The following is a 12,808-nucleotide window of genomic DNA, read 5'->3' as shown; positions in this document are numbered from 1 at the left end:
ATAGATTGGGTTTAGCGGGCAAATGCTACCGATAACCGTGAGCTGGTTCAACTTTTAATCAGGTTATCAATGTGGCGGGCCCATCGCTGAAGACAACAAAAAGCCATGCAAATGCATGGCTTTTTGAGATTGAGCGAAGCCGGAACTTAGTGTTGTTCAAAAACGGCTTTCGTCATCGGAGCAGAGGCAACATTGGTTGCGGTTTGACTGCCGGCCTGACGCGTTTGTGCCAGTACTTCACGTTTCGGCGCAACAGCGACCGGAGTGGTATCCAGAACCTGCTCTGGTGCAGGTGCTTTCGCCATCGGCGAAACGCTGTGGAATCCACGCGGCGAGCTTGCCGTCACCTGAGCAATTTTCACTGCAGATGGTGCAGGCTGTTTCACGACGGCTTCCGGTGCTTCAGTCACCTGAATTTCAGCAGGTTCAGCCACTACGTCCGCAACAGGTGCTTCTGTCGCTTTCACTGGCTCAGGCTGAGGTTCAGCAACGGCCACTGGCTCTTCAGCTTGCGGTACAGGTTGACGAAGCGGCATCACTTTACCCATAGCCATTTCCGGCATAGCCACACCACTCAGCGTCGGTGCCTGGGACACCTGTTGCTCTGCGGCTGTCTCTGTAACCACCGGCGCTGCTTCAGCCGCCGTTTCAACGACGTCTTCGGCATGAACTGCTGGTTTGTCAGCGCGCGGCCATACTTTACCCATAGCCATTTCCGGTGAAGCAACACCTGTTGTCGGGCGTCGTTTCGGACGCTCAACAATCGTGACCACGTTTTCCAGCTCGCTCAGGCTTTCAGAAGCTTCTTCTACCGCATGGGTAATGGCGTCAGAGACGACCTGATCAACTTCTTCTTCCTGATTCGGACGCGTGTCACGCATGCGGCGGCGACGCTGTCCGCTGGCACGCAGGTGACGTGGTGAACGACGGTTACGACGCTGACCTTCCTGAGCACCATTTTCCGTGTCACCCTGAAGCTCTGCTTCTGTGTCATCCACAGCATCCTGAACAGCGCCTTTGACAGACGCTTGAGCAACCTGACTGGCTTCTTTCGCGACAGCCGTACCGATGGATTGCAGCTGGCTTGCTGGTTCGTCTGAAGCGACTTCTGCCGATTGCAGTTCAGTATCTTCAATGCGGATTTTCTTCTGCAACTGACGACGTTGACGGCGTTGCTTCACCTTCTCTGTCTTCTGCTGTTCAGGAGTGTCTTGCGTTTCCTGCAGCTGTTCAGTTGCTTCAGTTTGTGCCAGTTGCTGCTTCTCTTTACGACGCTGTTTCTGAACTTCGTCGCGGCGCTGGCGTTTCTGCTCTTTGATTTCTTCATCTGCGACAGTACGGGAAGCCGCTGCCTTGGTTGGTTTTTCTACCTGTGCCTGGCGGTCTTGCTTCGGACGATCACTGCGACGGCGTTGCTGACGCTGGCTTTTTTCGCCGGACTTCGAGTCACGAGATTTAGCATCGCGAGACTCGCGTTCTTCGTCCTGACGGTTGCGGCTCGGACGGCTACCGTCTTTGCCCCGGCGGTTATCACGGCGGTTGTCGCGACGATCATCGCGGCGGTTGTCACGGCGTGGTGCCTGCTTCTGCTCTGTTTCCGCAGGTTGTGCTTCAGTTTTGCTGCCGCCAAACAGGCTGGCAATCTTCTGGAACAAACGCTGGAATAAACCTGGTTTAGATTCAGCAGCCGCTTCAGGTTTTGCTATCACTGGTGCTGGCTTCGCCACTGGCGCTGGTGTTTTTGGTGCTGTGAAGCCTTGCAGTACAGGTTCTTCACGTTTCTTCACAACACGTTCTGCCGGGCTTTCTGACGCTTCGCTTTCACGAGCGGCTTCAATCAGCTGCGGAATATGGTATGACAGTGTGTCTTTTTCATCACCGGTGCGGACACGATGCACATCAAAGTGCGGTGTTTCCATGTCTGCATTCGGGACAATAATTACTTTCACATCGTGGTATTTCTCGATGTGTTGTACCGAACGGCGTTTTTCGTTCAGCAGGTAAGATGCAACAGCGACTGGCACAATGGCTTGTACCTGAGCACTGTTATCTTTCAGGGCTTCTTCTTCGATCAGACGCAGAATCGACAGAGAAAGCGATTCGTTATCACGAATCACACCCGTTCCCTTACAGCGTGGGCAAACGTGGTGGCTGGCTTCAGCCAGAGAAGGGCTCAGACGCTGACGGGACATTTCCAGCAGACCAAAGCGGGAAATTCGGCCGATCTGTACGCGGGCACGGTCCATGCGGACGGCTTCGCGCAGTCGGTTCTCAACTTCGCGCTGGTGGCGAACCGGTGTCATATCGATAAAGTCGATAACGACCAGACCACCCAGGTCACGCAGACGCAACTGGCGGGCAATTTCATCGGCTGCTTCCAGGTTGGTTTGCAGTGCCGTTTCTTCGATGTCGCCGCCTTTGGTTGCACGGGCGGAGTTGATGTCAATCGAAGTCAGGGCTTCGGTCGGATCGATCACAATCGAACCACCGGAAGGCAAACGCACTTCACGCTGGAATGCAGATTCAATCTGACTTTCAATCTGATAGTGACTGAACAGCGGTACTTCGCCGTCATACGGCTTCACTTTAGGTTCAAAGTCAGGACGAACCAGTTTGATATGATCGCGTGCACGCTCGAAAATTTTCGGGCTGTCGATCAGGATTTCACCAATGTCGCGGCGCAGATAGTCACGGATCGCGCGGGCAATCACGTTACTTTCCTGGTGAATCAGGAACGGAGCCGGATGGGAATCGGCCGCTTCTTTCACTGCGTTCCAGTGATTCAGCAGGACGTTCAGGTCCCATTCCAGTTCTTCAGCTGATTTACCCACACCTGCGGTGCGAACGATCAGGCCCATGCCGTCCGGCAACTGAAGGGTGCTCAGTGCGGCTTTGAGCTGGGTGCGTTCTTCACCTTCGATACGACGTGAAATACCACCGGCACGCGGGTTATTTGGCATCAGGACCAGATAACTACCAGCCAGTGAGATGAAGGTTGTCAGGGCCGCACCTTTGTTACCACGCTCTTCTTTATCAACCTGAACGATGACTTCCTGACCTTCTTTCAGCACTTCCTTGATGTTCGGGCGGCCTTGGTAGGTGTAACTTGCTGGGAAGTAATCGCGGGCAATTTCTTTCAGAGGGAGGAAACCGTGTCGCTCGGCACCATAGTCTACGAAAGCAGCTTCAAGACTTGGCTCGATACGGGTGATGCGTCCTTTGTAGATGTTAGCTTTCTTAGATTCGTGGCCAGGACTTTCGATATCCAAATCGAACAGCTTCTGACCGTCCACTAATGCGACGCGCAACTCTTCCTTCTGAGTTGCGTTGATCAACATTCTTTTCATTCTGTGTACTCATTTATTGTCGTTGTTTTAGTGAGCCAATGTTGGATCATTTACCGATGCTGCCTGACTCCAAGTCTGATTTACGGTTGCAACCTCACGGTTGGATGTTTCAGGAGTGCTCTTTGGCTACACATATCTGCCAGCTGTACTTAAGATGGTTAGATCCGGGATATACAGCCGGTAACACCGCGTTGTCGCGGTTGTATCTCTAACACCGATAAAAAAATCTGCGATCGGAACACTAAGATTGACTCTGCATGACTTGTCGTCTTACGCCTTTTGCTGCGATGACAGGCAGAGCAGGATAAAAAACATTCATCATGGCGTAAAATTGTCCGCCATGGCATGGAAATTGGGATTTTCCCTGATTCCAGACTGCAATCATAGCAGGGTGACTTTTTTGCGGCAATCTGCTTTATAGCCATGATAGAATCTTGGACCATGAAAGATGACAAACCGAAAGTGCAATTCATCGCTATTGCTGATGATTTTGCCGGGCAAAGGATTGATAATTTTCTCCGTGCCCGATTGAAAAACGTTCCCAAAAGTATGATTTACCGCATTTTGCGTAAGGGAGAGGTGCGAGTAAACAAAAAAAGGATAAAACCTGAATACAAGCTGCAAGAAGGCGATCTGGTCCGGGTGCCGCCTGTCGTTGTTCCTGAAAAGGAAACTGCGGCGCCAGTCAGTACCAAACTGGACAAAGTGGCAGAGCTGGAAAACTGCATTATTTATGAAGATGAGCATATGCTGATCCTGAATAAACCTTCGGGTACTGCGGTCCACGGCGGCAGCGGTCTGAAGTTTGGTGCAATCGAAGCTCTGCGGGCTTTGCGTCCGGATGCTCGTTTTCTGGAGCTGGTTCACCGGATTGACCGGGATACCTCAGGAATCTTGCTGGTAGCGAAGAAACGTTCAGCACTGCGTAAACTCCAGGAGCAGTTCAGGCAGAAGACGGTTCATAAATACTATTTCGCACTGGTCATGGGGCAGTGGCCAAAAGGTTGCAATAAGGTCACCGCGCCACTGCTGAAAAATGAAGTGAACAGTATTGTGCGGGTGAACCCGAACGGGAAGCCTTCAGATACACGCTTTAAGGTCCTTGAGTGTTTCAAAGAGGCAACACTGGTGCAGGCGAGCCCGGTGACCGGGCGGACACACCAGATCCGCGTGCATTGTCAGTATACAGGCCATCCTATTGCCTGGGATGACAGATACGGTGATCCGCGGTTTGATGCCTACACGAAAAAAGCAGGTCTCAACCGCTTGTTCCTGCACGCGGCCAACATCTGCTTTGAACATCCGGGGACAGAAGAGCGGATGGAGATCAATGCCCCAATGGATGCGATGCTGAATCGCACGCTGGAATCTTTGAGAAAAGGCTGAAGCATTTTCAGACACTCAGCGGCTGGCACAGGTGATTCAACTCGCCAGCCGTTGAGTGAAACCGGACTAATTATTAATTGAGTCAGTCATTAATTTACATTGCTTGGCTTACATTGCTTTCACGGAATCCCAGATATTGAGCAATGATTGCAGGTCCGCGGTGAGTGTTTCAACGGGCTGCTTGGAAGCCGCCAAAGACACCACCACGCTCATCTCTTCTTGTTCCGATTGCGTGCGTAACAATGTTGTCAGTGCCGACATGGCATCGGTATCCAGCGGATGAGACACATCAACGCCCCCTGGCGTATTGGGTCTTAAGGTCAGATACTGACCTGGAATGGCAATCAATGTTGTGAGATGGGCGTGACAATACCTCTGATCCAGCTTTTCAACCTGAATCAGAACTTCCTGCCCGATTCGAACGACATCGCGAATCTGTGGACGCCCCTGATAAGCATAACTTTGGGGATAATAATGAAGCGCAATTTTTCGAAGGGGAAGGAAACCAGGTTCCAGTGCACCGATGTCGATAAAAGCGGCTTCAAAGCTGTTGGACGACTTTTCCTTTGTAGATGCTGTGCTGTTGGGGGCTGTGGGACTGTTCTTTCATTTCGGTCAGACAAAATACATGGTCTTCCCGGAAAGCTGCGTACAAGGGCTTGCGTTTTAATCCGCTGGTATAAGTTTTCAGCAGCGATAATATTTGTCCAATCATTCCATTAACTCAGTGTTTTTGACAGTCAGAAGGCTGTCACGGGTCTGCTTATAGCAATATATGTTTTGACTGTAACAGGCGACGCACTAAGTGATCTGTTGAATATGTTCTGTGGAGAGAGGTCATAAAAAACATATCTTTTCAGAATCGTGAGAGATCCGAAGGGAGGGTAAATGCAAAAGCAGAGACCACCCATGACGAAAGCAAGGGTGGTTCAGGCGGGCTCAGAGAACGCTGACACCTTGTCGGGAAAGCATCTCTCTCAGTGTGATGAGCGGTAACCCAACCAGTGTATTGGGATCCCGGCCATCCAGGCGATCAAACAGGGTAATCCCCAGTCCTTCACTTTTAAAGCTGCCGGCACACTGTAATGGCTGTTCGCGCAGGACATATTGCCGGATTTCATTCTCGGTGAGTTCACGGAAATGCACATGGAAGGGTTCACAGATGACTTCAGCTGTATCATTTGCGGCGTTATACAGACATAAACCTGTATAGAAAGTGACGGTTTGTCCGCTTGCTGCCATGAGTTGTGTGCAGGCATTTTCCGTGGTGTGGGGTTTACCTACGATGCTCCCGTTGATGACACAGACCTGATCCGAGCCGATGATCAGATGATTCGGGTGTCCGGGACGGCAGGCTCTGGCTTTGGCTTCAGCCAGTCGTTTGACCAGCGCTTCGGCATTTTCACCAGGAAGCGGGCTTTCGTCGATATCTGGCGCGGCACAGGAAAACGGTAAGCCGAATTTTTCCAGCAGGCTGCGGCGAAACGGCGATGTGGAGGCCAGAAGTAAAGCTTGTTTCATGAGGTGACTCTGTCTTGTTTGGTTGTGAGGTAATCGAACGGGCGTGCGAGTGAAATCTACGCTAGTTTTAACTCAGAACCAACCTTATTATACCCTTGGTGCCATTGACCCAAACGGTGAAGTAAAACCACTGAAGATGAAATGGCCAAAAGCTGGGATTTCGGACACATTTCCTTTGACTCAAACCAATTAGAAGGCTAATATTCGCGCCCTATGCAAAAGGTAAAATTGCCGCTGACGGTTGATCCGGTCCGCGCCGCTCAGAAAAAGCTCGACTATGATGGCATCATCAAAACCGGGCTTTTAGAGCGTCTGGCTGAATCGGCTTCCAGCGTATTAAGTGATGCAAACGTCACCTTATCATTTGACTTTGACCAGCGTCACATGGCGTACATGCGTGGGCATGCAGAAGTCGATGTGATGTTAACCTGTCAGCGATGCCAGGAAGAATTCCAACACCATTATGGTGTGGATTTCTGTTACAGTCCGCTCCTCAGACCCGAGGAAGCAGATGAATTTCCGGAAGCTTATGAGCCGGCTGAAGTCGACGAAAATGGTGAGATCAATTTGCTTCAGATCATCGAAGATGAGTTGATTCTGGAGTTACCGCAAGTGCCAATGCATGACGAAGCAGACTGTCCGGTCTCTGCGTCAGGTATGAGCTTCGGTGAGATCCCTGTTGCTGATGAGCGTCCGAATCCGTTTGCAGTATTGAAAAACTTGAGTAAAAGTAATAAGGAGTAGGGTTAATGGCCGTACAAAAGAGCAAAAAATCACGTTCAGCACGTGGTATGCGTCGTTCACACGATGCCCTGACTACCGCTGCTGTTTCTGTCGATCAGACTAGCGGTGAAACCCATCTGCGTCACCATGTGACTGCTGACGGTTTCTACCGTGGCCGCAAGGTTATCAACAAATAAGGTTGAACCTTGACTGGTCTAACCGTTGCACTTGATGCAATGGGTGGGGACTTCGGTCCCCAGGTAACAGTGCCTGCCGCCGTGCAGGCACTGTTGCAATACCCGTCGCTAAAACTGCTGCTATTTGGTGATCAAAGTGCAATCACCGCCCAACTCTCATCGCTCGATCATACCCATCATCCCCGTTTAAGTATCATTCACTGCGATCGTGCTATCGCGGATCACACACGTCCGTCACATGCATTACGTCAAAGTCAGGGCTCATCGATGCGTCGCGCACTGGATGCCGTGGCGGAAGGTGAAGCCGATGCTTGTGTCAGTGCAGGCAATACCGGCGCACTGATGGCATTAGCGCGCTATACCTTGAAGCAATTACCCGGCGTCGAGCGCCCGGCGCTGGTTTCAGCCATTCCAAGCCGTAACGGCGGTAAAACCTGGTTGCTCGACTTAGGGGCGAATGTGTCCTGTGATGCTGATACTTTGTTTCAATTCGCCGTGATGGGCTCGGTACTTGCCGAGCAGGTTATGACCGGCCGTCCGCCCAGAGTGGCCTTGCTGAATATTGGCGCGGAAGAAATCAAAGGCAATGATCTGGTGAAGCGCTGCGCATCGATGCTGAGCCGTTCGCAGGATGTCCATTATATCGGCTACGTCGAAGGCAATGAGCTGTACGATGGAAAAGCGGATGTGATTGTGTGCGATGGTTTTGTCGGAAATGTCAGCCTGAAAACAAGCGAAGGGGTTGCTAATCTTTTTATAGAGAGTTTCAAAAGGGCAGTCAGTCAGCATCCGCTCAAGCGACTCATCGCTAAGTGGCTGTTTGGTGACCTGTTCCGGGAACTGCAAAGCCTGAACCCCGACCAGTACAATGGCGCAAGTCTGTTAGGATTGCGCGGTATTGTCGTGAAGAGCCATGGAAGTGCTGATATTGCTGCCTTCACCAATGCGATTGGTGAAGCGGTACATGAAATCAAGCGGAAGATACCGACAAGAATTAGTGACCGTTTGGAACACGTACTACTTGAGAGGCATTATTAGTCTTCATGTATAGCAGAATTTTAGGTACCGGCAGCTACCTGCCAGAGCAGGTCCGCACCAATGCGGATCTGGAAAAAATGGTCGATACCAGTGACGAGTGGATTGTTGCCCGGACTGGTATTCGTGAGCGCCGTATTGCTTCTGAAGAAGAGACGGTTGCTGTGATGGGTTATCAGGCGGCAGCCCGTGCTATCGATATGGCCGGGATTGAAACCGATGACATCGACCTGATCATTGTTGCCACCACATCAGCCAGCCACGCGTTTCCATCCGCAGCCTGTCAGGTACAGGGCATGCTGGGCGTGAAAGGCTGTCCGGCATTTGATATTGCAGCGGCTTGCTCCGGCTTTGTCTATGCCTTGAGTGTGGCGGATCAGCATATTAAAACCGGTATGGCAAAAAATGTGCTGGTGATTGGTGCCGATGCCCTGTCGCATAAGTGCGATCCGGATGATCGTTCGACGATCATTCTGTTCGGCGATGGCGCGGGTGCAGTGGTTCTGGGGGCCAGTGAGGAAGCCGGAATTATTTCGACGCATCTGCATGCCGATGGTCACTTTGGTGGCTTGCTGAGTCTGGCTGTGCCTGAGCATGGCGAGAACTTTGACAGCGACAAGTGGCTGTATATGGCTGGCAATGAAGTCTTCAAAGTCGCTGTGACCCAGTTGTCGAATCTGGTGAAAGACACACTGGCTGCCAATAACATGGATAAATCTGAGCTGGACTGGTTAGTTCCGCATCAGGCCAATTTACGAATCATTGCAGCGACGGCGAAAAAGTTGTCGATGCCAATGGATCAGGTCGTGGTGACTCTGGATAAGCAGGGGAATACTTCGGCTGCAACTGTTCCTGCTGCGCTTGATGAGGCTGTTCGTGATGGCCGGATTCAACGGGGACAGACACTGTTGTTGGAAGCCTTTGGTGGTGGTTTCACCTGGGGTTCAGCTTTAGTGAAATTTTGATAGAAGCGCACACTTTTTGAATATGCGGTTCGGGCGTGTTAATCAATATCCGCCTGTCAGCCGCATCAACGATGGCATCTTTGATGCCATTTCTCTTTGTAGAAGGATTCTCGAATGTCTAAGTTCGCGATTGTTTTTCCTGGGCAGGGTTCTCAGGCTGTCGGCATGCTGGCTGAACTGGCTGAGCAGTACGAAAGTGTACAACAAACGTTTGCCGAAGCGTCTGAAGCACTGGGTTATGATCTGTGGGCATTGGTCCAGAACGGACCTGCTGAAGAGCTGAACCAGACTCACCGTACTCAGCCTGCGCTGCTGGCGGCATCTGTCGCTATCTGGCGTGTATGGCAGGAAGTTGGTGGAGCTCAGCCAGCCGTTCTGGCAGGCCACAGCCTGGGTGAATACTCAGCACTGGTTTGTGCTGGCGTGCTGAATTTCAAAGAAGCAATTAAGCTGGTTGAACTGCGTGGTCAACTGATGCAGGAAGCGGTTCCTGCTGGTGTGGGCGCAATGTCTGCCATTATTGGTCTGGACAATGACGCGATTGCCAAAGCCTGTGAAGAAGCAGCACAGGGTGAAGTGGTCGCGCCTGTGAACTTTAACTCACCAGGTCAGGTTGTTATTGCAGGCCACAAAGCTGCAGTTGAGCGAGCAAATGAGCTGTGTAAAGCCGCGGGTGCCAAACGAGCACTGCCGCTGCCTGTTTCTGTCCCGTCTCATTGTGAACTGATGAAGCCAGCTGCTGAAAAACTGGCTCAGGCACTGGAATCTGTTGCATTCAGCGCACCGGCAGTTCCGGTCATCAATAATGCTGATGTGGCAACTGAGACTGATCCTGCTGCAATCAAGCAGGCACTGGTGAAGCAGCTGTATGGCCCGGTTCGCTGGACTGAGTCTGTAGAGCGTATGGCTGCCGAAGGTGTTGAATTGTTGCTGGAAGTTGGTCCGGGTAAAGTTCTGACCGGCTTGGCAAAACGCATCGATAAGTCGCTGAATGCTGCCGCCGTGAACGATCCGGCCAGCCTGGAAGCGGCAAAATAATTGAATCATGATCGTGGCTCGGGAATGCCCGGATCACGGCAAAATTAGTCATCAGTCTGTCCGTATTCAAAATGACGGGCTATATAAAGAGGAAGAAACATGAGCCTGCAAGGTAAAGTTGCGCTGGTAACAGGCGCGAGCCGTGGCATTGGCCGTGCGATTGCAGAAATTCTGGCAGAGCGTGGTGCAACTGTCATTGGTACTGCAACATCAGAAAGCGGTGCGGAAGCGATTAGTGCTTACCTGGGTGACAAAGGTCAGGGCCTGGCACTGAATGTGACGTCTCAGGAGTCGATTGATGATGTTCTGAAACAAATCAAAGAAGCCTACGGTGACGTCGATATTCTGGTGAATAATGCGGGTATCACGCGTGACAACCTGTTGATGCGTATGAAAGATGACGAGTGGCAGGACATCATTGATACCAACCTGACTTCTATTTTCCGCCTGTCGAAAGCCGTATTACGTTCTATGATGAAAAAACGTTACGGCCGTATTATCAGCATTGGTTCTGTGGTTGGTACGATGGGTAACGCGGGCCAGACAAACTATTCAGCAGCGAAAGCAGGTCTGATTGGTTTCACCAAATCAATGGCGCGTGAAGTTGCTTCTCGTGGTATTACCGTGAACGCAGTGGCGCCTGGTTTTATCGAAACCGATATGACTAAAGCACTAAATGATGATCAGCGTGCATCTACTCTGTCTGCTGTTCCTGCTGGTCGTTTGGGCGAGCCGCGCGAAATTGCAGCAGCTGTTGCATTTCTGGCTTCTGACGATGCAGGTTATGTCACCGGTGAGACACTGCACGTGAACGGCGGCATGTACATGATTTAACCAAAAAAGTTGAAATCTTTTTGGATGCAGGTCAAACTCGGGTGGATTTAACGCTGAATCGTGGTTTGACCAGCACCCTTAGTCTTGCAACTTTTACAGTAATGAATAAACTACAGCAAATCGCAATAGCGAACTCTTGTTTAAGGAAATAGATTAGTATGAGCAACATCGAAGAACGCGTAAAAAAAATCATCGTTGAGCAGCTGGGCGTAGATGAGTCTGAAGTTAAAAATGAAGCTTCTTTCGTTGACGACCTGGGTGCTGACTCTCTGGATACTGTTGAGCTGGTAATGGCTCTGGAAGAAGAATTCGACACAGAGATCCCAGATGAAGAAGCTGAGAAAATTACTACGGTTCAAGCTGCTATCGACTACGTTGTAAGCGCTTCCGCAGAGTAATTTCAAGAACACTTCCAGGCGGTCTCCATGACCGCCTGATTTTCATTTGTAAACCCAAATTAATCCTTCATTCCCGGAGAAATAAATCGTGTCTAAGCGTCGCGTAGTTGTAACTGGTATGGGTATGCTTTCACCAGTTGGCAATACTGTCGAATCTTCATGGAAAGCCTTATTGGCAGGCCAGAGTGGTATCAGCAATATTGAGCACTTTGATGCGAGTGATTTTGCAACCCGTTTTGCTGGCATGGTCAAAGACTTCAATTGCGAAGAATACATGACCAAAAAAGATGCCCGTAAAATGGACCTGTTTATCCAGTATGGCGTGGCTGCTGGTACTCAGGCGTTGAAAGACTCTGGTATTGAAGTCAGTGAAGAAAATGCCGGCCGTTTTGGTGTGGCAATTGGTTCAGGGATTGGTGGTCTTGGTCTGATTGAGCAAAACCATCAGGCAATGCTGGAAAAAGGTCCGCGTAAGATCAGCCCATTCTTTGTACCGTCTACAATTGTCAACATGATCGCAGGTCACCTGTCGATTATGTATGGCCTGCGTGGTCCGAACATTGCAATTTCTACTGCCTGTACGACTGGTTTGCATAACATTGGTCACGCTGCCCGTATGATCGCATACGGCGATGCTGACATGATGCTGGCTGGTGGTGCAGAAAAAGCATCTACGCCGCTGGGTATGGGTGGTTTCGCTGCAGCGAAAGCACTGTCTACCCGCAATGATGATCCTCAGGGCGCTTCTCGTCCTTGGGACAAAGAGCGTGATGGTTTCGTACTGGGCGATGGTGCCGGTATGATGGTTCTGGAAGAATATGAGCACGCGAAAGCCCGCGGTGCAAAAATCTATGCAGAACTGGTTGGCTTTGGTATGAGTGGTGATGCTTATCACATGACTTCACCAAGTGCTGATGGTTCAGGTGGTGCACTGGCGATGGAAGCGGCTATCCGCGATGCCGGTATCAGCCAGGATCAAATTGGTTATGTGAATGCTCACGGTACGTCGACGCCTGCCGGTGACGTTGCTGAAACACTGGGTATCAAACGTGCCATGGGCGCGGCTGCTGATAAAGTCCTGGTGTCTTCAACCAAGTCAATGACCGGTCACCTGCTGGGTGCGGCTGGCTCTGTTGAGTCAATCATTACGGTGATGTCTCTGGTTGATCAGGCGGTTCCGCCAACAATCAACCTGGAGAATCCGGACGAAGGTTGTGACCTGGATTATGTACCAGGTGAAGCACGCCAGGTGAAGTTGGAGTATGCCCTGTGTAACTCCTTCGGCTTCGGTGGCACAAACGGCTCACTGCTGTTCAAGAAAATCTAAGTCATATCTGTTATGCTAAGCGGCCCGGTTCAATGAC

Annotated in this window: 13 protein-coding genes; 9 read left to right on the top strand and 4 right to left on the bottom strand. The window is 50.9% G+C overall.

From position 1 onward, the window contains the following. Positions 1-146: 146 nt before the first annotated feature. On the bottom strand, positions 147-3,347 hold the full coding sequence (gene rne, locus L4174_RS11295) for a ribonuclease E (protein WP_248140951.1): 3,201 nt from the start codon (positions 3,345-3,347) through the stop codon (positions 147-149). A 441-nt stretch (positions 3,348-3,788) separates the two neighbouring features. On the opposite strand from rne, the gene rluC reads away from it, so the two are divergent. Next, entirely contained in the window at positions 3,789-4,733 is a 945-nt protein-coding gene (rluC, locus tag L4174_RS11290) for a 23S rRNA pseudouridine(955/2504/2580) synthase RluC (protein ID WP_248140950.1), read from the top strand. Between the two features lie 108 nt (positions 4,734-4,841). Here rluC and L4174_RS11285 read toward each other — a convergent pair whose 3' ends face one another. From L4174_RS11285 to L4174_RS11275, 3 genes are all read right to left on the bottom strand, one after another. Next, positions 4,842-5,081: a ribonuclease E/G gene (locus L4174_RS11285; protein WP_248140949.1), complete on the bottom strand. Its 240-nt coding sequence runs from the start codon at positions 5,079-5,081 to the stop codon at positions 4,842-4,844. A gap of 193 nt (positions 5,082-5,274) precedes the next feature. Continuing rightward, entirely contained in the window at positions 5,275-5,448 is a 174-nt protein-coding gene (locus L4174_RS11280; protein WP_248140948.1) for a hypothetical protein, read from the bottom strand. Between the two features lie 224 nt (positions 5,449-5,672). Next, positions 5,673-6,254, bottom strand: coding sequence for a nucleoside triphosphate pyrophosphatase (locus tag L4174_RS11275; protein ID WP_248140947.1), 582 nt, complete (start codon positions 6,252-6,254; stop codon positions 5,673-5,675). 213 nt (positions 6,255-6,467) lie between these two features. Between L4174_RS11275 and yceD the strand changes: the two genes are divergently transcribed. From yceD to fabF, 8 genes are all read left to right on the top strand, one after another. After that, entirely contained in the window at positions 6,468-6,998 is a 531-nt protein-coding gene (gene yceD, locus L4174_RS11270; protein WP_248140946.1) for a 23S rRNA accumulation protein YceD, read from the top strand. Positions 6,999-7,003: 5 nt separating this feature from the next. Beyond that, positions 7,004-7,174, top strand: coding sequence for a 50S ribosomal protein L32 (gene rpmF, locus L4174_RS11265; protein WP_248140945.1), 171 nt, complete (start codon positions 7,004-7,006; stop codon positions 7,172-7,174). A gap of 9 nt (positions 7,175-7,183) precedes the next feature. After that, positions 7,184-8,212, top strand: coding sequence for a phosphate acyltransferase PlsX (gene plsX / locus L4174_RS11260; protein ID WP_248140944.1), 1,029 nt, complete (start codon positions 7,184-7,186; stop codon positions 8,210-8,212). A 5-nt stretch (positions 8,213-8,217) separates the two neighbouring features. Continuing rightward, positions 8,218-9,174: a beta-ketoacyl-ACP synthase III gene (locus L4174_RS11255; RefSeq protein ID WP_248140943.1), complete on the top strand. Its 957-nt coding sequence runs from the start codon at positions 8,218-8,220 to the stop codon at positions 9,172-9,174. A 114-nt stretch (positions 9,175-9,288) separates the two neighbouring features. Beyond that, positions 9,289-10,212, top strand: coding sequence for an ACP S-malonyltransferase (gene fabD, locus L4174_RS11250; protein ID WP_248140940.1), 924 nt, complete (start codon positions 9,289-9,291; stop codon positions 10,210-10,212). 99 nt (positions 10,213-10,311) lie between these two features. After that, positions 10,312-11,046 (top strand): 3-oxoacyl-ACP reductase FabG, encoded by a 735-nt coding sequence (fabG, locus tag L4174_RS11245; protein ID WP_248140938.1) that lies wholly within the window; start codon positions 10,312-10,314, stop codon positions 11,044-11,046. Between the two features lie 158 nt (positions 11,047-11,204). Then, positions 11,205-11,444: an acyl carrier protein gene (acpP, locus tag L4174_RS11240; RefSeq protein ID WP_027253507.1), complete on the top strand. Its 240-nt coding sequence runs from the start codon at positions 11,205-11,207 to the stop codon at positions 11,442-11,444. An 88-nt stretch (positions 11,445-11,532) separates the two neighbouring features. Then, on the top strand, positions 11,533-12,771 hold the full coding sequence (fabF, locus tag L4174_RS11235) for a beta-ketoacyl-ACP synthase II (RefSeq protein WP_248140937.1): 1,239 nt from the start codon (positions 11,533-11,535) through the stop codon (positions 12,769-12,771). The last annotated feature ends 37 nt before the right edge of the window (positions 12,772-12,808 follow it).

This window comes from Photobacterium sp. CCB-ST2H9, from assembly GCF_023151555.2.
In the GTDB taxonomy this organism is placed as follows: Bacteria; Pseudomonadota; Gammaproteobacteria; order Enterobacterales; family Vibrionaceae; genus Photobacterium.
The sequence above is the reverse complement of the archived record's forward strand: the minus strand, read 5'-3'. Positions and strand labels throughout refer to the sequence as shown.